Below are 21,440 nucleotides of genomic sequence, written 5' to 3' on the forward strand. Positions count from 1 at the left end.
CGCATCCGAGCGCCGCCGCCCACGCTTTGGACGTGGTTCGCAATCCCAACACCACGATGACCACGCACGCCACCATGGCGAGAACGGAAATCACCCACGTGAACCCCGAACCAACCCCTCCTCATCACCCCGACCACACACCCCTCGGTCACCGACAACCGTCCAAAACCAAATCAACGTTTATCCGCAAACCATCAACGTTTATCCGCAACCGTTGGCAACGCGAACACCACCGGTCGGACAACGCCATCCCATACTCATCCCTATACGTTCCGGGCGAAATGCCCGCATACCCTGATACGGTAAGGCCATGCTGATCTATTTCCTGCTACGCATCATCAACTTCGCAATCGACGCATATCTCACGGTGCTGTTCATTCGCATGCTGCTCGATTGGGCGGCGATCCTGTTCCCGCGCTGGTACCCGAGAGGCGTCGCCGCACAGCTCATCAACGCCGTATACATGGCGACCGAACCGCCGCTGAGGTGGCTCCGACGCTATATCCCGCCGATTCGCATGGGCGCCGTCGGGTTGGATGTGAGTTTCATGGTGCTGTATTTCCTGCTCGTCGTGCTCCGCATACTCGTCTGACGGGCTTGATCCCAAGCCTGAATAATCGCCGTTTTGCCCACGTAAGGCCGTATTACGTGGTAAGGTCGGAAATGTTATCAACGTAACCGAGGCATACACGGCCTTGAATCGAGGTGTAATTTTATGGTTCTGTTGACGCCGAAGGACATCAGGGAACATCGTTTCCAGCTCGTGCGCTTCAAGGAAGGCTATAACGCCGACGAGGTTGACGAGTTCCTTGATCAGGTCACCGAGACCATCGAGGCTCTCGGCAAGCAGGCTGTCGCTGGCGGTCAGTCCACCCAGGCTCTCGGCCCGGACGTCTCGTCGCTGAATACCAAGATCTCCGATCTCACCGCCCAGGTGCAGCAGCTTGAGAAAGAAAACGCGGAACTGAAGAATGTCGCCGCAGCGGCATCCTCCAACAACGACAATGACGTTCTGACCGCGAAGCTGAACGAAGCGACCAACAAGCTGAACGAAGCCAACGAAAAGCTCACCGAAGCCGAGGGTGCGAACCGTACGCTCGCCTCCAGCAACGAACAGCTGAAGGGCCAGGTCGACCAGCTCAACGCCCAGATCGACCAGCTCACCGCACAGGCGGCACAGGCATCCGGCAATCAGGATGCCGTCGCCCAGCAGATCGCCGCCGTCCAGCAGGAACGCGACCAGTTCCGCGCCCAGAGCGAACAGCTGCGCGGCCAGCTCGAACAGTTCCAGGCCAACAACCAGCAGCTGCAGGCCCAAGGCCAGCAGGTGCAGGCACAGGCCGAAGAGCTGTCCCGCAAGCTGCAGGAATCCCAGAAGCGCGAAGAGCAGCTGCGCGCCCAGCTCGCCAAAGTCGAGCCGAGCACCGAAACCGGCTCCCTGCAGAAGATCGCAGGCGCCGCCGCCACCGGCAGCAACGAGGCCGAGCGTGCCACCGCAATGCTGTCGCTGGCCATGCAGCTGCACGACCAGTACGTCGACAAGGGCAAGGCCCAGGCTCAGGAAATGGCCGAGGAAAGCCAGCGCGAATACGACGCCCTGATCGCCAAGGCCAACGAGTACTCCAAGCATTCGCACAACGAGGCCGACGCGTACAACAAGCGCATCCACGAGGAAGCCGACGCCTACAGCAAGCAGACCCGCGACGATGCCGACGCATATTCGCAGACCACTCGCAACGAGGCCGACGCCTACTCCGCGAAGACCCGTCAGGATGCCGAGAACTACGCTCAGAACAGCGCCAACGAGGCCGACGCGTACTCGCAGAACACTCGCAACGAGGCTGATGCGTACTCCGCAAAGACCCGTCAGGACGCCGACACCTACCTGAGCGGCAAGCACAACGAGGCCGACGAGTACGAGAACGAGGTCCAGAAGCGCGCAGCCGAATACGACCAGCAGACCCGTACCGCCGCCGACAACTACGCTCAGCAGGTGCGTGACAACCTCACCCACCAGTCCAAGGTTATCGAGGGCAACATCCAGGGCCTCAAGCAGTTCGAGAGCGAATACCGTGCTCGCCTGACCGAGTTCCTGACCAACCTGCAGCAGCAGGTGTCCGATTCCAACAACTACGACACTGTCGAGCAGCCTGCCCAGTGAGCGACAAGGCTATGGCAAGACGGCCGCGCCTGTGCGTGGCCGTCTTTGTGTGCGTGGCGGCGGTAGCGCTCCTGCTTGATCAGATCACCAAGCTGTGGGCGCTATCCGCTTTGAGCGACGGCCGTTCGTACCGTGTGATCGACGGGTTGCTGTCCTTCACGCTGGTGCGCAACCCCGGCGCGTCGCTCGGTCTTGGTTCGGGGTTCACGTGGGTGATTTCCGTTCTCGCCATGGTGGCGTGCGTGGTCATCGTGGTGTTGGGATTGCGAACCACGTCCAAAGCGTGGGCGGCGGCGCTCGGATGCGCTTTCGCCGGAGCGTTGGGCAATCTTGTTGACCGCGTGAGCTATGCGGACGGGTTCCTCAACGGCAAGGTCGTGGACTTCATCAACTACGGTTGGTCGGTCGGCAATGTGGCGGACATTTTCCTCACGATCGCCGGCGTGGGCATTGTGGTGATGATCCTGCTGAACGTGCCGTTCGCCGATGAGTCGTCCGATTCCGCAAGCCCTGCGGCAACCCCTGCGGCAACCCTTGCGGCAGCCTCTTCGGCAACCCCTGAATCTTCCGTAACCTCTGAATCAACTGCTTCATCCGAACAAGAAGGCAAGGTTCGATGAGTCGTTTGGTGCCAGCTCCCGATGCGCTCGTTGGCGCGCGTTTCGATGTCGCCGTTTCCAAGATGCTCGGCGTTTCGCGGTCCAAAGCCGCTACGCTGATCGACACAGGGCAGGTGCGCGTGCTGAATCGCGACCTCTCCAAGTCCTCCACGCTCCAGGCGGGGGAGACCGTGGAAATCGACCTCGTCGAGGAACGTAGGGAGCCGGAACCCATCGCCGACGATATGGCGATTCGGTACGAGGACGACGATGTGGTCGTGGTCGACAAGCCGGTGGGCGTGGCCGCGCATGCGTCCGTCGGTTGGACCGGGCCGACCGTGCTCGGCAGTCTGCTCGATCGCGGCGTGCACATCACGTCCTATGGTGCGGCCGGGCGGCAGGGCATCGTGTCGCGTCTGGACGTTGGCACGTCGGGACTGATGCTGGTATGCAAATCCGACCTCGCGTATGTGGAGATGCGGCGGCAGTTCGCCGAACATGAGGTCGTCAAAACGTACCATGCGCTCGTGCAGGGCAATCTGAAAGAAGATAAGGCGACCATCGACGCGCCGATCGGGCGTGCGAAGGTTTCCGATTTCCGATTCTGCGTGACGCCTGCGGGCAAGCCTGCGATCACGCATTGGGATGTGATGGAGCGGTTCGGCAGCGAGGCCACGCTGGTGAAGGTGAACCTGGAGACCGGGCGCACGCATCAGATTCGCGTGCATTTCTCCTCCATCGGGCATCCGCTGGCGGGCGACCACATGTATGGCGCGAACCCCGTGCTCGCCGAAGAGCTGGGGATTGAGCGGCAGTGGCTGCACGCCATGCAGCTGGAATTCCGTCACCCGCGCACGCACGTGTGGACCACGGTGTGCAGCTCCTATCCGGTCGATCTCGCGCACGCGCTCGACGCGATGCGTTCGCGCCACACCGAAGAATCCCAGCGCTGAAGAAGTTCGGCACTGATTCCACTGGCGCTATCCCCTTTCTCTACCCTGTTTGAATCGCACCCTTTACCGAAACCAGACAAAATCAGCCCATTTTTGTCCGATTTCGGTAACGGAGGGCGGGGCATTCTCATACCGTTTTCGGACAGATTCGGGCTGATTTTGTCTGATTTCGGTATGGGGGATTAAGAGGGCGGCGTGGAGTGTGTGAGACCGTAGGCTTGGCCGAACGGCCTTGAGTGTGTCGAACACGCTCCATGCCGCCCGTCCATTGCCGAGGATCTGGGTGCCCCGTTACCGGAATCGGACAGTTTCGGGCTATTTTTGTCTGATTTCGGTATTAATAGGCGGGCATTCTCATACCGTTTTCGGACAGTTTCGGCCCGTTTTTGTCTGATTTCGGTATGGGGGATTTGGAGAGCTGGGGCTGTCGCCGATTGTCTACGTTGAGTGCCACCTCATCGTACCCATTCGGCGAATCTCATACCGGAATCGGACAGAATTGGGCTGTTTTTGTCTGATTTCGGTAACGGGGGTGTTCTCATACCGGAATCGGACAGAATTGGGCTGTTTTTGTCTGATTTCGGTAATGGAGGGAGGGGCGGTATCGCCGTCTTTCTACGCTGGGTCATTCCTGGGCGTAACCGCTTGGCCATTTCTGGTAGTCCGGACAGTCGTGCCAAACGGTTTCAGCGGTCAACAGCGGACTCCATGCGGTACATGCGGTACATGCGGTACATTAGAGGGTATGTCTGATTCGGGAAACTTCGTACATCTGCACAATCACACCCATTATTCGCTGCTGGACGGCGCCTCGAAAATCCCCGAATTGGCGAAATACGCGGCCGAACTCGGCATGCCCGCGGTAGGTATCACCGATCACGGCAACATGCACGGCGCCTACGAAATGTACACCAACTGCGTCAAGGTCGGCGTCAAACCGATCATCGGCATCGAAGCCTACGTAACGCCGGAAACCGCGCGTCAAGACAAGAGTCGCGTGCACTGGGGCACCGAAGCGCAACGCCGCGACGACGTCTCGGGCGGCGGTCTGATCACCCATCTCACGCTGTGGGCGGAAAACGACGAAGGCCTGGTGAACCTCATCAAAGCCAGTTCCGTGGCCAACCTTGAAGGCCGCGTGCAGCGCTACCCGCGTATGGATAAGGAAGTGCTGTCCACGTATTCCAAGGGCATCATCTGCGGTTCGGGCTGCCCGTCCGGCATCATCCAGACGAGGCTCGCGCTCGGCCAGTTCGACGAAGCCCTACGCGCCGCCGGCGAACTGCAGGACATTTTCGGCAAGGACAATTTCTTCATCGAGATCATGGATCATGGTCTGAACATCGAAAACCGTAATATTCCGGGCCTGCTTGAAATCGCCAAGAAGCTCGACGCGCCGTTGCTGGCCACGAACGATTCCCACTACGTGCACGCCGAAGACGCCGAAGCCCAGGACGCCATGCTGTGCATCAACTCCGGCTCCCACCTGGACGACCCGAACCGTTTCAAATTCGACGGCACCGGCTACTACCTGAAGCCCGCGAACGAAATGCGCGAACTGTTCAAGGATTTCCCGGGCGCGTGCGACAACACGCTTGAAATCGCGGAACGTTGCAACGTGATGTTCGACGATCACGAGGACGGCGCATTCATGCCGCAGTTCGACTGCCCGGAAGGCTGGGATGAGGCGTCGCTCTTCCTGAAGAAGGTCGAGGAGGGCTTGGAACGCCGGTACGACAACAATGTGCCGGAAGAAGTGTCCAAGCAGGCCGATTACGAATGCGGCGTGATCTGCCAGATGCAGTTCTGCGGTTACTTCCTGGTGGTGGCCGACTACATCCAGTGGGCGAAGGATCACGGCATCATGGTGGGGCCGGGGCGTGGTTCCGCGGCAGGTTCGATGGTCTCCTACGCCATGGGTATCACGGAACTCGACCCGTTGAAGCACGGTCTGATCTTCGAACGCTTCCTGAACCCGGAACGTGTGTCGTTGCCTGATATCGACGTCGATTTCGACCCTGAAGGCCGTCTGCACGTCATCGACTACTGCGGTGAGAAGTACGGTCGCGACAAGGTCGCGCAGTGCGTGATCTACGGTGTGATCAAAACCAAGCAGGCGTTGAAGGATTCCGCCCGCATCATGGGCTACGATTTCGCGACGGGCGATAGGGTCACCAAGGCGCTGCCGCCCAGCAAGAACGGCAAGGACGCGAGCCTGAAGGAAATCTTCGACCCCACGTCCAAGCATTACGCGGAGGCGCGCGAATTCCGCGAACTGTACGAATCCGATCCGGACGCGCACAGGATCATCGACAAGGCGAAAACCATCGAAGGCCTGATCAGGCAGACCGGTGTGCACGCCTGCGCCACCATCATGGGTAGCGAGCCGATCACCGACACGTCGCCGCTGCTGCAGCGCGTGGACGACACCGTCACCACCACGTTCGAATACCATACGTGCGAAACGTTGGGCCTGGTCAAGATGGATTTCCTTGGCCTGTCCAACTTGACGGTCATCCAGGACACGTTGAAGAACATCGAAGCCAACGGCAAGGATCCGGTGGATTACACGAAGATTCCGTTGGACGACAAGGAAACGTACCAGCTGCTGTCGCGCGGCGACACCCTGGGCGTGTTCCAGCTGGATTCCGACGGCATGCGCGCGCTGCTCAAATCGTTGAAACCCGATAACTTCAACGATATTTCCGCACTGATCGCGCTGTACCGCCCGGGCCCGATGGATATGGATTCGCATAACAATTATGCGAAGCGTAAGAACGGTTTGCAGAAGATCGAGCCGATCCACCCCGAGCTGGAGGAGCCGCTCAAGCAGGTGCTCGACGAAACCTACGGTCTGATCGTGTACCAGGAGCAGGTGCAGTCGGCGGCGCGTATTCTCGCGGGCTATTCGCTGGGCAAGGCTGACGTGCTGCGTCGAGCCATGGGTAAGAAGAAGCCGGAAGTGCTGGCCAAGGAGAAAATCCCGTTCTTCCAGGGCATGAAGGAGCATGGCTATTCGGAGGAGGCCGCGCAGGCCGTGTGGGACGTGCTCGTGCCGTTCTCGGGCTACGCGTTCAACAAGGCGCATTCCGCCGCGTACGGTCTGATCTCCTATTGGACGGCGTATTTGAAGACGCATTACCCGGTGGAGTTCATGGCGGCGCTGCTGCAAGGCACCAAGGACAACAAGGATAAGACCGCGTTGTACTTGGGCGAGGCGAGGCGCATGGGCATTCAGGTGCTGTCGCCGGATGTGAACGAATCCGTGTACGCGTATTCCGCTGTTGGCGACGTGGTGCGTTTCGGTCTTGGCGCGATCCGTAACGTGGGCGATAAGGCTGTGGCCGATATTATCGCCGAGCGTGAGGGCAAGCGCGGCAAGTTCGTGAATTTCATGGATTTCATTCGACGTGTGCCGTTGAGCGCGTTGAACCGGCGTTTGGTGGAATCGCTGATCAAGGCGGGTGCGTTCGATTCGATCGATCCGAACCGTCGCGCGCTGTTCCAGATTCATGAGACGGCGATCGAATCGGTGGTCAGTCTGAAACGTAAGGAGGCGGAAGGCCAGTTCGACCTGTTCAGCGACATGGATGATGCCGATGAGCAGAATGCGATGGGCGACGCTTCCGTCACGGTGCCGGACGTGGAGGAGTGGGATAAGAAGACGAAGCTCAATTTCGAACGTGAAATGCTGGGCTTGTATGTGTCCGACCATCCGCTTTCCGGTATGACCGCGGTGCTGGCCGGGTTGCGTGAAATGTCGATCGCGCATCTGATCGACCGTGCCAAGACCATGGGCGAAGGGCAGCAGGTGACCATTGCCGGCCTGGTTACGAATGTGGACCGGCGCGTGTCGAAGCGCGGCAATGCGTGGGCGATCGTGACCGTGGAGGATTTGGAGAGTTCGATCCAGTGCATGTTCTTTGGCAAGGTGTATGAGGCTGCCGCCGCGGAACTGACGGTCGATCAGGTGGTGCAGATTCGTGGCATGGTCGAATTGCGCGATGAGAGCGTGAGTTTGCGCGCCACCGAAATGCAGGTGCCGACGTTGGAGGCGGCGGATGAGCGGCCGGTGATCATCACGCTGCCGCAGTCGGCGCTGGACCGGCAGCATATGATGCAGCTGGGGCATGTGTTGACGAATCATCCGGGGTATTGCGAGGTGAAGCTTGCGATCATGGACCCGAAGGGCAAGGCCGAGGTGTTGACGTTCGGCGACCGGTTCCGTGTGAAGCGCGACACCAGCCTGTTCGCGGAGATCAAGATTCTGTTCGGCCCCAGCTGCTTGCCTGCCTCCTGATGGGTGTTGCGCGTTGGTGTTGGCGGGTGCGGCGCGTGCTCATTACCGGAATCGGACAGATTCGGGCGGATTTTGTCTGATTCCGGTAGGGGAGAAGGGGCGTATGCGTGGCCATTTGGCGATGCTGTCCCCATCTTTCTACGCTGACTAGGACGTGACCCCTCCATACCGTTTTCAGACAAATTCGGCCTGATTTTGTCTGATTTCGGTAGGGGCGGATGGTGCTGGCGGACGGGTGACGCGTGCTCGTTACCGGAATCGGACAGATTTGGGTGAAATTTGTCTGATTTCGGTATGGGATGGCGTGTGGCTGTTTGGCGGCTCTCGGCTCGTTCCCGCTTACCTACGTTGTGAAGGCGGCCCTCATACCGGAATCGGACAGATTCGGGCGGATTTTGTCTGATTTCGGTATGGGGTGCGTGACCGTCTGGCGGTCTGTCCCTGTTTGGCTGACGCTGACTGAGACGGGAATCTCATACCGTTTTCGGACAAATTCGGCCTGATTTTGTCTGATTTCGGTATGGGAAGGTGGGTGGCTGTTTGGTGATGCCGTCCCGTTTCCGTTTGTCCGTGCTGATTGTGGTGTGCCTGTTACCGGAATCGGACAGAATTGGGCGGATTTTGTCTGATTTCGGTAGGGGAGAAGGGACGTATGCGTGGCCATTTGGCGATGCTGTCCCCATCTTTCGACGCTGACTAGGACGTGACCCCTCCATACCGTTTTCAGACAAATTCGGCCTGATTTTGTCTGATTTCGGTATGGGAAGGTGGGTGGCTGTTTGGGGAAGCTGTCTTTGTTTGGATGTGCAACAGGAATTCGCTTTCAGGAAAAACCCAAGAATCGTCCAGTTTCGGGCTAGGGTGTTGCTAGCCAACCGCCATGCTGCGGGAGCATGCTGGGCTGTGACGCGGCGGACATGGGGTCTGCCGCATGACATATGCCAAGGGAACCAGTATGTTCGTGTTGAAGAATGCCTGGAGATCGGTCGTACGCAACGCCGGGCGCAACATACTTATCGTCATTATCGTCGCGGTGATCGCAGCCGCGGCCACCATAGGACTCGCCATCCGCAACGCCGCGCAAACCGCACGCGAAACCGGATTGAGTTCGACCACCGTCACCGCAACGATCGATGTGGACCGCGATCAGATGATGAACGGTGCCGGCCAGTCGTCGAGCAGCGACGGCAATCCGGACAAGGACGCCATGCGCAAGGCCCTTGATCAGGATTCGCTGACCTTGACCGATTATAAGAAATACGCCAAGGCGTCCAGCGTTCCGGTGACGACGTACTATACGGAAACCACGTCGGTCAACGGCACCGATAGTTTCCAGCCGGTGGAGACATCCACGTCCAATAGCGAGCGCAGCTCGTCCGATTCCACCGATACCAACGCCGACTCCGGCTCCAGCAATTCCAGCAATTCCAGCAATTCCAACGATTCCAACGATGGCGGCAACGCTCCCGACGGTCAGAACGGCCAGAACGGCCAGAATGGCCAGGGCGATCAGGGCGGCCACGGCGGCTTCGGCGGCATGACATCCGGCGACTTCTCCCTGGTCGGTTTCTCCTCCGATACCGCGGTATCCAACGCATCCAACGGCACGTTCACCATGGCCAGCGGTAAGGTGTTCGGCTACGGATCGGATTCGGACGGCCAGGTCATCATCTCCCAGGCGCTCGCCAAGTTCAACGGTCTGAAGGTCGGCAGCACCATCACCGTCGAGGATCTGAGCGGCAGCGACACCACGTACACGCTCACCGTGGTCGGCATCTACAAGAACGATACGTCCGCGGACATCGGTTCGCACGGTCCGATGGGCGGCACGTCGTCCGATCCGGACAACGCCATCTACACGTCGGTCGGCACGTTGAAGAAGCTTGGATTGTCCACGGAATCCGACAGCGATTCCTCCGCTTCCACTTCCTCCACTTCCTCCGACTCCTCCACCCAGTCCACCCAGTCCACCCAAACCTCCGCTTCGCGCACCCAGCTGAGCTTCTCCTACGTGCTGGGCAGCAAGGACGATTACGAGACTTTCGCCTCCGACGTGAAGAAGGCGGGCCTCGATTCGAACCACAAGGTGTCGTCCGCCGACGTGGAGAACTACGAGTCGAGCTTGGTGCCGCTCGACAATCTCGCCAAGTTTGCGCTGACCTTGCTGATCATCGTGCTCGCGGTGGGTGCCGCGGTGCTCATCGTGATCAACCTGTTCAATATCCGCGAGCGCAAGTATGAGATCGGCGTGCTGACCGCGATCGGCATCACCAAGGCGAAGGTGGTGGCGCAGTTCGTGACCGAGCTGCTGATCGTCACGATGGCGGGTATCGCGATCGGTGTGGCGGGCGGTGCGGCCGCGTCGGTGCCCGTGTCCAACCAGCTGCTCGCGCAGCAGGTTTCGAGCCAGGAATCGCAGGCTTCCAGCCGTCAGGCGCAGTTCGGGCGTGATGCCGATATGCCGGGTGCGCCGGGGCAGGGTGGCCAGTCGGGTGATTCGCAGTCCGGCCAGTCGGATGGCAACAGTCAGTCGGATAGCGGCAGCCAGTCCAACGACGGCCAGTCGAACCAGTCGAATCAGCCGAATCAGTCGAACCAGCAGCAGTCCGCACCGTCCGGCCAGAACGCGCCGTCCGGTAAGGGTGATGCGCGCGGATTCGGCAAGGCGGTCGAATACGTGAGCACGATCAACGCCACCGTCAACTTCAAGATCATCGGCGAACTGGTGCTGATCGGCATCGCGCTCACGCTCGTCTCCGCACTGGTCGGTGTCGTGGCGATCGTACGGTACGAGCCGCTGCAGATTCTCGCCGACCGCTCCTGAACATTACGAACGTTTCTGAACATTACGAACGTTTCTGAAAGGACCTGATATGACTGACAATATCGAAACGACCGCGGCCGGGCTTGCGACCGATCCCATGATCGAACCCATGATCGAACCCGCCGCGCACGAGCCGAACGGTTCGGACACACCGAGCGCGATTCTTTCACTCGACCACGTCACGTATTCGTACACGAAGGGCGGCAAGAAGGTCATCAACGACCTGAGCCACGAGTTCCATCCGGGCAAGCTGATCGCGATCACCGGGCCTTCGGGCGCGGGCAAGACGACCGTACTGTCGCTGCTGTCGGGGCTGACGCTGCCCACCGAGGGACGCGTGGTCTATGATGGCCGCGATCTCGCCACGCTCAACCGTTACCGGTTCCGTAGCCATGACATCGGCGTGATTTTCCAGAGTTTCAACCTGCTGCCCGCGCTCACCGTGGAGGAGAACATCGTGCTTTCCATGGAGGCGTCCGGGGTTGCGTTCGACCGCCCGAAGCATGAGGTGGTGCTGGAGCTGCTGCGGAAGGTCCGGTTGCCGGAGGAGTACGCCAAGGAGCGCATCCTGCACCTGTCGGGTGGCGAGCAGCAGCGCGTCGCCATCGCGCGGGCGTTGAGTTATGGGCCGAAGATCGTGCTGGCCGATGAGCCGACCGGCAATCTTGACATGGCCACGCAGGATGACATTATGGCGATTTTCCGCAATCTTGCCCACGATGAGGGTAAGTGCGTGATTATCGTGACGCACAGCCCGGCGGTGGCTGAGCAGTCCGATGAGGTGTTCCAGCTCAAGCCGCTGCGGCGCGGCAAGCGCTCAGCGTAGACGGGCGGCGATGCCGTCTCTGTCTGGCTGCGCTGTCCGGCCATTTCCCAGAGCAACCCTTGACCGGAATCGGACAAAATCGGGCTGTTTTTGTCCGATTCCGGTAATGAGGGAGGGGGATTCTCGGGGCTGTCGTTGTTTATCCATGCCGCTCGGCCACTACTAGCGATAGCACAGACGAAAGCGCCCGTTGCGATGGGGCAGCGGGCGTTTTCGCGGAAGAAGGGAGGTGATGTAAAAGGTTGGAACTTTGGTCTTCCGAAGCGTTAGCTCCGGAAGACCAAAGTTCCTTGGAACAACAGGGGAGCTAAAACCCGGGAGAGGCTCTCAGGGAAGCCCCTCAGCCCCGGCCGATCACTTGCCGGCGGCGGCGAGGTAATCCGGGATCTGCTCCGGGTACTCCGGCCATGCGCCGTTCTGGGTGCACACGAATGCGGAGGTGTTCACGGCCAGACGGTGCGCTTCGACCAGGGAATCGCCCTGCAGGATGCGGGAGGCGAAGGTGCCGGAGAAGGAGTCGCCTGCGCCCACGGTGTCGACCACTTCGACGCGGGCGGTTTCCACGGTGGAGGTTTCGCCCTTCTTGGAGATGATCGTGGAGTAGGCGGCGCCGGCGGTCAGGATCACGTAGTCGAGGTCGAACTTCTCCATGAACCAGCGGCTGGCGTCTTCGCCGGAGGTGCCGCGGATGTCGAACATGTCGCGCAGCAGCAGGAGCTCCTCATCGTTGATCTTGAACACGGTGGCGTAGCCGAGCAGTTCTTCGATGAGCTCCTTGGAGTAGTGGTCGCCGCGCAGGTTGATGTCGAAGAACTTCATGGCGCCCGGCTTGGCGTGCTTGAGCAGCTCGGTGATGGTGGCGTGGGATTCGGGGGAGCGCAGCGCCAGGGTGCCGTAGCAGATGGCGTCGGCCTGCTGTACGATGTCGATGAGCTGGCGGGTGTAGAGGATGTGATCCCAGGCGACGCCCTTGACGATGGTGTACTCCGGGATGCCGTTGCGCAGTTCGACTTCGACGGTGGAGGTGGGCCATGCGTTGCGCTGGATGACGGCGTGGATGCCGGCCTTGGCGGTTTCGGCCAGCAGCTCGTCGCCGAGTTCGTCTTCGCCGACGGCGCTGATGGAGTAGCCTTCGGCGCCGTTCTTCATGGCGTGGTAGGCGAAGTTGACGGGGGCGCCGCCTGCGCGCTTGCCGGTGGGGAGCATGTCCCAGAGGAGTTCGCCGAGGGAGAGAACGATGGGTTTGGTCATGATGGGGTTCCTTTCGGTTGGTTGGTTGTGTGGTTGTCGGTTCGCTATTTCAAGTCGAAGAATTCGGAGGGGTGGTCGAGGAAGTAGCTGATGGCTACCGCCGCCGCGCCCAGCACCGCGGCATCGGTCGGTGTGGACGTGAGCCGTATGGTGGTGGATTCGTAGATTTCGGGTATCGCTCGCTGTTTGACGGTTTGTTTGACTTCGTCGAGCAGGGGCTGGCCGGCTTCGGAGACGATGTCGCCGATTACGATGGTGTGCGGGTTGAACGCGTTGAAGATGATGAGGCACCCGTAGCCGACGTATTTGCCGATGGTGCGGATCATGGCGAGCGCGGTTTCGTTGCCGTTGTTCGCGAGTTTGAACAGTTCGCGGCATGCTTCGGTGTGGCTCATGGCGGCCGCGCCGGGGATGAGCGTGCCTTCGTCGATGATCATCTGGTGGATGGCGGGGGTGGAGCAGTAGCGTTCCAGGCAGCCGATGTTGCCGCAGTCGCAGGGTTTGCCGTTCACGTCGATGGAGACGTGGCCGATTTCGGTTGCGGTGCCGAGTTCACCGTTGATGATTCGACCGTTGTCGATGACGCCCAGGCCTACGCCTTCGCCTACGAGGTAGTAGGCGAGGTTGGCGTTGCCGGTTTCGGTTTCGGGGTCGAACAGGTAGTTGGCGAGTACGCCGGCGCGGGCGTCCTGTTCGATGAGGACGGGTACGCGGAAGCTGCCGGCGAATTCGGTGATGAAGTTGACCGCGCGCCAGCCTTGCATGGAGGAGACGACCGCGGTGTGGCCGATGCCGCGCAGGTAGGGGCCGGGGACGGCCATGCCGATGGCGAGGATGGTGGGGTCGCTGTCGAGCAGTTGGCTGATGGTGCTGTGCACGGTGGCGATGGTTTCGGTGATGGTTTCGTTGGACACGTAGGGGAGTGCGGTGAGGCTGGATGCGTGCCCGGCGAGGTCGAAGACGCCGATTTGTACGAGGGAGCGTGCGAATTTGACGCCGATGACGTGGAAGCGGGTGGTGTCGAGTGCGAGGCCGATGGAGCGGCGGTTTTTCGCGCCTTCGATGCCGCCGGTTTCTTCGATGGCGTTGGCTTCGATGAGCTGTGCGGTGATTTTGGTGATGGCGGCCGGGGTGAGACCGAGTGCTTTGGCGATTTGCGCGCGTGAGCTGGTGCCGTGATGGTAGAGGTGTTGCATGACTCGTGACCGGTTGGTTTCCGCGACTCCCGCCTGTGATGCGGTGTTGGGGTTCGCTGTGTTCATGGTTGACACCTCCTTGCGTCGTGGTCGTTCATCGTCGAACCGTATCTGAACTTGGTTAAGATATTAACACTGTTAATAAATAGCGGCAAACGTGTGGAGAATACGGCGTGTCGCGCTCGCAGGCGCGGGAATCCGCCATTGCCCAACGTGCCGATACGAGATGAGCCCGGCGGGGAATTCCCCACCGGGCTCATCGCAAAACATGCTCGACATCACTCGGTATCGCTTGGTACTGCTCGGCACCACGCACTCGGCGCATATGCTCGGCGCGACCAGCGGCAACCGCAGCGGCTGCTACAACACCGTCCCGTCGAACTTGAACAGCGCGTGCGCGTCGCCCTGCGCCTTGGCGTCAAGATAGCGGCGGAACAACGCGAGCCGTTCCACACTGCTCGCCGTCATCGGCTCCGGCAGATCATCCCAGTCGAACCAGCCGACCTCCAGACTCTCATCGTCGCCGACGAACGGTTCCGCATTGCCGCCCGGCTTCAGCTCGCACAGGAACGAATGATCCATGTACTGCGTGATATCGCCGTTCATATAGGTGACGACGCGCGAATCCGAAATGACGGACACCAGATCGGTGACGATCACGTCGACGCCCGTCTCCTCCTTGACCTCGCGTGCCACCGTATCGGCGGGCTGCTCGCCCGGCTCGTTGATGCCGCTGATCAGCGCCCACTTGCCGTTGTCGGAACGCCGGCCCAGCAGAATACGGCCCTGATCGTCGCGCGCCAGCGCGGTCACGCCCATCAGCCACAGAAGATCGTGGCCGATCTTTTCCCTGAGATCCAGTACGAATTGCGGTGTCGCCATGCCAGCTCCTCTCAGCTCCTCGTCAACCGATCAACCGATCAACCGATCAGTCGATCAACCGATCACGCGCGGGCACGTTCGGCCATCCAGGCCTCCACGTCGTCGATCTGCTTCGGAATACCGGCGGACAGCCATTCCGGGCCATCCTCGGTCATGAGCACGTCGTCCTCGATGCGAATGCCGATGCCACGGTACTCCGGCGGAATGAGCATATCGTCCTCGCGGAAGTACAGGCCGGGCTCGATGGTGAAGATCATGCCCGGGCGGATCTGCGCACCCTGATACGCCTCGAAGCGGGCCTGCGCGCAATCGTGCACGTCAAGACCCAGATGGTGCGCCACACCGCAGGCGAGCCAACGGCGATGCTGCTGGCCTTCGGGGGAGAGGGACTCCTCGACGCTCACCGGCAGCAGACCCCACTCGTGCAGACGCTCGGCGATCACGCGCATGCAGGCATGATGGATATCGCAATACGTGGCACCCACCTTCGCGGCCTCGAAACCGGCCTGCTGCGAGTCGAGCACCGCCTGGTACAGGCGCTTCTGCAAATCGGTGAACTTGCCGTTCGTCGGGAACGTGCGGGTGATGTCGGCGGTGTACAGCGAATCGACCTCCACGCCGGCGTCCACCAGCAGCAGATCGCCGTTGCGCACCACGCCCGTGTTGCGCATCCAGTGCAGGATCGGGGCGTGCGGTCCGGAAGCGACGATCGAATCGTAGCCCACCGCGTTGCCCAGCTCGCGGGACACGGAGTTGAACGCGCCCTCCAGAATGCGCTCGCTGCGCGGCTTGTCAAGCGCGGACGGCAGCTTGGAAAGCAGACGGTCGAAACCGGCCTTGGTGGCGCTGATCGTCTTGCGCATCTCGCCCACCTCGTAGGCGTCCTTGCACATGCGGGCCTCGGAAGTGAACTCGCGCAGCTTGTCGTCGTCGGCGGCATTGCGATCCGGATCGGCGAAGCCGTTGGCCTTGCGCACATCGTTCACCAGCGCGGTGATCTGCGGATCGGTTTCACTCACGACACGCACGCGCACGGCACCGGCCTCGGTGCCGACATCCTTGCTCAGCGCGTCGGCCAGCTGCGCGATGTCATGCGTTTCGATACCGGTCATCGCCTGCATTTCGACCAGGCCGGCACGCGGGCCGACCCAGTATTCGCCGTAATGCGGGTTCATGAAGAAGTCGGCGGTGGAATTGTCGGCGCGAGGCGCGACGAACAGTTCCGGTACGTGGGTCTGACCGGCCTTCGCCTCCGGCGAATCCGGGTCGACGGGGTTGAGCACGAGCACGGCACCCGCCTCATAATCGGTGCCCAGACCCGTGTAATACGCGAACGTGGTGTCCGGGCGGAACATGTAATCGCAATCGTTGTTGCGCACCTTCGGCTGGCCTGCCGGGATCACCAGACGCTCGCCCTCGAACGCCTTGCCCAGCGCCGCACGGCGGGCCGGGGTGAACTTGGAGGATTCCAACGGTTCGATATCCGGGTCCTCATCGGCCCAACCGGACTTCATGAACTCGCGGAACGCGTCGGAATTCGGGCGCAGCGAACGGTTGTTCACGCGGTCTCCCATGGCCTGATCGTTGCCCGGCGCGGCGGCCTGTTCCGCCGCCTCGTATTCCTTGTCCTTATCGGTGATTACTTCACCCATGTCTGCTCCTTGGCTCATTGATTCCTGATTCGATGGTTCCGCGGCTCCAAACGGCCCGCACAAGGCCTCTGGCCACGCCATCACACCATCGTCCCATCGTAGTCCACGCGCGGCCCGCGCACACCGTGTTTCCTATGGGGTTTCCTATGGGGTTTCCTGTAGGGCTACCGGGCGGCGCGATCCGTGGCGAGGATATCCGGGCGGGGTATCCGGAACGCTGCGAACCGTACATCGGGGCGTGCAATAGAATATGAGAGGTTTGTACGTATCGGTTGTGCAGGTTGTACATATCTGTACGTATCGAGAGGAAGTCATGTCATTCGAGCATCCGAACAGAAACGGCGAATCCATCCACGATGTGGAACGCGACATCATGAGCCGCCCGCCGGAACACAACACCACCAATCTTGACCTTGACCGCATGAACCTCATGCTGGACGTGCTGGGCCATCCGGAGGAATCCTTCCGCGTGATCCACGTCACCGGCACCAACGGCAAGGGCTCCACCGCGCGCATGGCCGAAGCCATCTGCCGCGCATACGGTCTGCGCACCGGCCTGTACACCTCGCCGCACCTGGAGAAGGTGAACGAGCGTATCGCCATCGACGGCCAGGAGCTGAGCGACGACGACTTCATCGACGCATGGGACCAGATCAAGGACTACGTCAATCTGGTGGACGCCAAGATGGAGGAGCAGGGCAAGCCGCGCATGAGCTTCTTCGAAGTGCTCACCGCCATGGCGATCTGGAAGTTCGCCGACGCGCCGGTCGACGTCGCGGTCGTCGAAGTCGGCATGGGCGGCGCATGGGACGCCACGAACGTGCTGAACGCCGACGCGGCGATCATCGGACCGATCGACATGGACCACATGAAGTGGCTGGGCGACAGCGTCGAAGACATCGCGCAGGAGAAGGTCGGCATCATCAAGCCCGGCTGCACCGCGATCATCGGGCGTCAGCCGCACGAGGAAGCGGTTATGCCGATCATCGAGGAGGCCGCGGAACGCAACCACGCCAAGCTGGTACGCGACGGTTACGAGATGGAGGTCGTGGAACGCATGCCCGCAGTCGGCGGCCAGGTCGCCACCCTGTCCACGCCGCTCGGCACCTACACCGAAGTGCCCATCGCCAAATTCGGCGAACATCAGGCGCATAACGCGCTCGCCGCGCTCGCCGCCTGCGAGGCCGTGATCCCCACGTCGGGCGCGTTGGACGGCGATCTGGTCGCCGAAGCGTTGAGCGGCGTCAAGATCCCCGGGCGCATCGAGCAGATCCGCACTTCGCCGACCATCATCCTTGACGGCGGGCATAACATCAACGCCGCCGAATCGCTGCGTGCGGCGCTTGAGGAGAACTACAACTTCGAGCAGCTGGTCGGCGTGGTGGCCATGATGGCCGACAAGCAGGTCGAACAGTATCTGGGCATTCTGGAGCCGGTGCTCAGCCAGATCGTGGTGACCGAGAACTCGTGGCGCGACCGCGTCATGCCGGCCGACGAACTGGAGAAGATCGCCATCGACGTGTTCGGCGCCGACCGTGTGATCAAGGAGCCGAACCTGCCCGACGCCATCCAGACCGCCGTCAACCTGGTGGACGCGGATGATGAACTCGGCGTGGGGTACGGCCACGGCGTGCTCATCTGCGGCAGCTTCGTCACCGCCGGTGACGCGCGTGCCATGCTGAAGGAACATGCGAGCCCTGTCATGCAGAAGGCCATGAGCATCCATCAGGCAACGGTGGAGCCGGATGCCCGCGATGATGCGGATGCCGATTTCGATGCCGATGCCGACACCGGTGACGGCGAGGACGTCGAAGCAATCGAGGAGTGACCTAAGCCGCGTCATTCCAACGAAAACGGGAGCCGGGGCATTGAGTCCGACTCCCGTTTTCCTGTTATATGCGTGTTGTATGCGTGTTATGTACGCAGGTGTGCGCTGGTTCGTGTCGAAACGCTAGCCGTTCGGTGCGTTCGGCACGTTCAGTGCGTTCAGCGTAAGCCGCCGAACCTTCAGCCGCGCAAGGCCTTGGCACGTTCGACGGTCACATCCACCAGCACTGCCTGCGCGTCGATGACCGGCAGCTGGGGGAGCGGGAACGCCTCGTTGAGCACGCTGAGCTCGGTGCAGCCAAGGATCAGCGCATCGCACGCGCACGGGCCAGCCGGGTCGAGCATGTCGCGGAGCACGGATTCGTAGCGGGCGAGATTCAGCTCGCCGGTACCCTTCACATCGTCGTAGATCAGCGAGGTGATGTGCTCCTGCAAGGCATCATCCGGTTCCACGAACGTGTACCCGGCCTCCTCCACGGCATGCTTGTACACGCCCGAAGCGCGCGAACCCACCGTGCCGAGGAATCCGACGCGCGTGGCCGAACCGGCGGGGTACGATTTCGACAGTCGCTTGACGGCCTCACGTGGCATATGCAGGATCGGCACGTCGGTGAGCGCCTGGAAACGGTCGAAGAAATAGTGGGCGGTGTTGCAGGTCAACACGATGAAGCTCGCACCCATCGCCGTGGCCTTCTCGATATCGTCCGCGATCACGGGGAACGGGTCGTTATCCGATTCGCCGATGATGAACGCGGTACGGTCGGGCACGGACGCGTCGTTGAACACGACGTAATCCAGATACTCCTGATCGCTGTGCGCGTGCGTGGCCGCGTCGACCAAACGCACGTAGCTTTCCGTGGCCAGCGTGCCCATGCCGCCGAGCACGGCGAAGAACGGTCGTTTCATGATTTCCCCTTGCTTGGAATTCCGGCCGGGGCCATGCGATTGAACGGACTGAACATCACATGGCCCCGGCCGCCTGCCGAATGTATGCCGGCCCACGGCCGGTTCATTACCGGTCTGCCTCCGAATCAGCGCCGGTTCAGCCCCGAATCATTTGGAGACGGGAGTCAGATCGGGCTTCTCGCCGTTATGGTTGAAGAAGATGTCGTACCACACCAGGAAGGAATACACCGTCCAGATCTTGCGGCGTGCGTTGTTCTTGTTCGCGTAGTTGTCGTCGATCATCTTCAGCAGCGCGTCGCGGTCGAAGAACTTGGTGACGTAATCCTGTTCGAACACGGAACGCACCAGACGGTAGTAAGGCTCCTCTCTCAGCCAGTTCTTGATCGGCACGGGGAAGCCCATCTTCTCGCGGTTGTACCATTCCTCGGGCAGGTGGCGGGCCGCCGCCTCGCGGAACGCGTACTTGCTGTTATGCCAGTTGATCAGGTACTTGGTCGGCACGGTCTCCGCGACCTTCATCACCTCACGGTCGAGGATCGGCACGCGCAGCTCCAGCGAATTCGCCATCGACATCTTATCGGCCTTGAGCAGAATGTCCTTCACCATGCCCTGATGCATGTCGACGTACTGCTTCTTCTTGATATCGCTCACGTTCTGGATGGTGGGCGACTTGTACAGCTTGAGGACGGGATCCCACTGGCTGGTGCCCTTGTGGAACTCCGGGTTGAGCAGATGATCGGCCTCATCTTCGGTCATGACGCGGCTGCAGCCGTAGAAGCACTCCTCCGGGGGAGCCAAGTGCAGGTACATGTGCAGCTTGCCGTGGAAATCCTTACGGTTCCAGATGAAATGAGCCAGCGACGTGCGTGCGCGGCGCGGCAGCTTCTCCAGCATCTGCGTGACGAAACGGATGATCTTCGACTTCGTGTAGAAGCCGTACGGCTGGTAACCGGCGAACAGCTCATCCGCGCCCTCGCCGCTCATCACCACATGGACCTGGCTGCCGGCCAGCTGGGAGAGGAAGAACAGTGGCACGCACGACGGGTTGCCGTCGGGTTCGTCCAAATGCCACTGGATGCGGCGGAAGTAGGTGAACGCCTCGTCGGGGGAGACGATCTTGGACTCGTTGTTGAGCTTGATCATCTCCGAGAGTTCCTTGGCCTGCTTGGCCTCGTTGAACGGGCCGGTGCCGAAGCCGACGGAATAGGTGTGGTCGGGGCGGGCCACGGAGGCGACGTAGCTGGAATCGACGCCCGCGGACAGGAAGGAACCGACCTCGACATCGGCGATCTTGTGCGCTTCGACGGATTCCATGACGGCCTTATCGATCGCGTCGACGGTTTCCTTGAGGCTCTGACGCGATTCGCGCTGGCGCGGATCCCAATACTGGTGGGTTTCCATCTTGCCTTCGCGGTAGATGAACCAGTGCGCCGGCGGCAGCTGGAACACGCCCTTGAAGAAGCTCTGATTCGTGCAGTTGTACTGGACGGTCAGGTAGGCGCGCAGCGGGTCGGGGTTGAATTCCTTGACGAAATCGGGGTGCTGCAGCAGGGCCTTGATCTCGGAGGCGTACATGAAGGTGCCGTTCATCTGCGCGTAGTAGAACGGCTTGATGCCGAACTGGTCACGTGCGCCGAACATCTCCTGCTTGTTCTTATCCCAGATCACGAAGGCGAACATGCCGCGCAGCCTGTCGAGCAGCTTCGGACCCCACTCCTCGTAACCGTGCAGCAGCACTTCGGTGTCGCCGTTCGTGGTGAACGTGTGGCCGGCCTTGATGAGCTCCTCGCGGAGGGGCTGATAATTGTAGATCTCGCCGTTGAAGGTGATGATCATGCTTCCATCCTCATTGAGGATGGGCTGCTTGCCGCCTTCAAGATCGATGATGCTCAGACGACGGTGGCCCATCGCCACATGCTCGTCCACGTATTTGCCCTCATCGTCGGGTCCGCGATGCGCGATGATATCGGTCATGCGCTTGAGAACCGGGCATTTGACGTCGATCGGATCGTCGTTGACGAAACCAGCGATACCGCACATATCGGTATTGTTCTCCTTAAATA

At 60.9% G+C, this 21,440-nt stretch carries 14 protein-coding genes; 8 read left to right on the plus strand and 6 right to left on the minus strand.

What is annotated here, in order from left to right; translation table 11 throughout:
• The first annotated feature begins 310 nt into the window (after positions 1 to 310).
• The 7 genes from KIH75_RS02030 to KIH75_RS02060 all read left to right on the plus strand — a co-directional run bounded on the left by KIH75_RS02030 (position 311) and on the right by KIH75_RS02060 (position 11,663).
• Positions 311 to 592: a YggT family protein gene (locus KIH75_RS02030; RefSeq protein WP_219055153.1), complete on the plus strand. Its 282-nt coding sequence runs from the start codon at positions 311 to 313 to the stop codon at positions 590 to 592.
• Positions 593 to 715: 123 nt separating this feature from the next.
• The gene (locus KIH75_RS02035) at positions 716 to 2,161 is read left to right on the plus strand and encodes a DivIVA domain-containing protein (RefSeq protein WP_219055154.1); all 1,446 of its coding nucleotides are present in this window, start codon (positions 716 to 718) and stop codon (positions 2,159 to 2,161) included.
• 11 nt (positions 2,162 to 2,172) lie between these two features.
• A complete protein-coding gene (locus tag KIH75_RS02040; protein ID WP_219055155.1) occupies positions 2,173 to 2,781 on the plus strand; it encodes a signal peptidase II in 609 nt (202 codons plus the stop codon).
• On the plus strand, positions 2,778 to 3,713 hold the full coding sequence (locus KIH75_RS02045; RefSeq protein WP_219055156.1) for an RluA family pseudouridine synthase: 936 nt from the start codon (positions 2,778 to 2,780) through the stop codon (positions 3,711 to 3,713). Before KIH75_RS02040 ends, KIH75_RS02045 begins: the two co-directional genes overlap by 4 nt.
• Positions 3,714 to 4,458: 745 nt before the next feature.
• Positions 4,459 to 8,013 carry a DNA polymerase III subunit alpha gene (gene dnaE / locus KIH75_RS02050; protein WP_219055157.1) on the plus strand — a complete coding sequence of 1,185 codons (3,555 nt, stop codon included), beginning with the start codon at positions 4,459 to 4,461 and terminating at the stop codon, positions 8,011 to 8,013.
• Between the two features lie 955 nt (positions 8,014 to 8,968).
• On the plus strand, positions 8,969 to 10,837 hold the full coding sequence (locus tag KIH75_RS02055) for an ABC transporter permease (protein ID WP_219055158.1): 1,869 nt from the start codon (positions 8,969 to 8,971) through the stop codon (positions 10,835 to 10,837).
• Positions 10,838 to 10,946: 109 nt separating this feature from the next.
• Positions 10,947 to 11,663 (plus strand): ABC transporter ATP-binding protein, encoded by a 717-nt coding sequence (locus KIH75_RS02060; RefSeq protein ID WP_219055212.1) that lies wholly within the window; start codon positions 10,947 to 10,949, stop codon positions 11,661 to 11,663.
• Between the two features lie 354 nt (positions 11,664 to 12,017).
• Here the strand turns inward: KIH75_RS02060 and KIH75_RS02065 are convergent, their stop codons facing one another.
• The 4 genes from KIH75_RS02065 to KIH75_RS02080 all read right to left on the minus strand — a co-directional run bounded on the left by KIH75_RS02065 (position 12,018) and on the right by KIH75_RS02080 (position 16,644).
• Positions 12,018 to 12,914: a carbohydrate kinase family protein gene (locus KIH75_RS02065; RefSeq protein ID WP_219055159.1), complete on the minus strand. Its 897-nt coding sequence runs from the start codon at positions 12,912 to 12,914 to the stop codon at positions 12,018 to 12,020.
• Positions 12,915 to 12,958: 44 nt separating this feature from the next.
• Positions 12,959 to 14,176 (minus strand): ROK family transcriptional regulator, encoded by a 1,218-nt coding sequence (locus KIH75_RS02070; protein WP_219055160.1) that lies wholly within the window; start codon positions 14,174 to 14,176, stop codon positions 12,959 to 12,961.
• Positions 14,177 to 14,470: 294 nt separating this feature from the next.
• Positions 14,471 to 14,992 (minus strand): NUDIX hydrolase, encoded by a 522-nt coding sequence (locus KIH75_RS02075; RefSeq protein ID WP_219055161.1) that lies wholly within the window; start codon positions 14,990 to 14,992, stop codon positions 14,471 to 14,473.
• A 62-nt stretch (positions 14,993 to 15,054) separates the two neighbouring features.
• Complete coding sequence (locus KIH75_RS02080) at positions 15,055 to 16,644, minus strand: aminopeptidase P family protein (protein WP_219055162.1); 1,590 nt, start codon at positions 16,642 to 16,644, stop codon at positions 15,055 to 15,057.
• 313 nt (positions 16,645 to 16,957) lie between these two features.
• Between KIH75_RS02080 and KIH75_RS02085 the strand changes: the two genes are divergently transcribed.
• A complete protein-coding gene (locus tag KIH75_RS02085) occupies positions 16,958 to 18,472 on the plus strand; it encodes a bifunctional folylpolyglutamate synthase/dihydrofolate synthase (protein WP_236027965.1) in 1,515 nt (504 codons plus the stop codon).
• Between the two features lie 179 nt (positions 18,473 to 18,651).
• Here KIH75_RS02085 and KIH75_RS02090 read toward each other — a convergent pair whose 3' ends face one another.
• Both KIH75_RS02090 and asnB read right to left on the minus strand, forming a co-directional pair.
• On the minus strand, positions 18,652 to 19,377 hold the full coding sequence (locus KIH75_RS02090) for an aspartate/glutamate racemase family protein (RefSeq protein WP_219055163.1): 726 nt from the start codon (positions 19,375 to 19,377) through the stop codon (positions 18,652 to 18,654).
• Positions 19,378 to 19,524: 147 nt separating this feature from the next.
• Complete coding sequence (gene asnB / locus KIH75_RS02095; protein ID WP_219055164.1) at positions 19,525 to 21,417, minus strand: asparagine synthase (glutamine-hydrolyzing); 1,893 nt, start codon at positions 21,415 to 21,417, stop codon at positions 19,525 to 19,527.
• Positions 21,418 to 21,440 lie beyond the last annotated feature (23 nt).

This window comes from Bifidobacterium pongonis, assembly GCF_019331805.1.
GTDB lineage: Bacteria > Actinomycetota > Actinomycetes > Actinomycetales > Bifidobacteriaceae > Bifidobacterium > Bifidobacterium pongonis.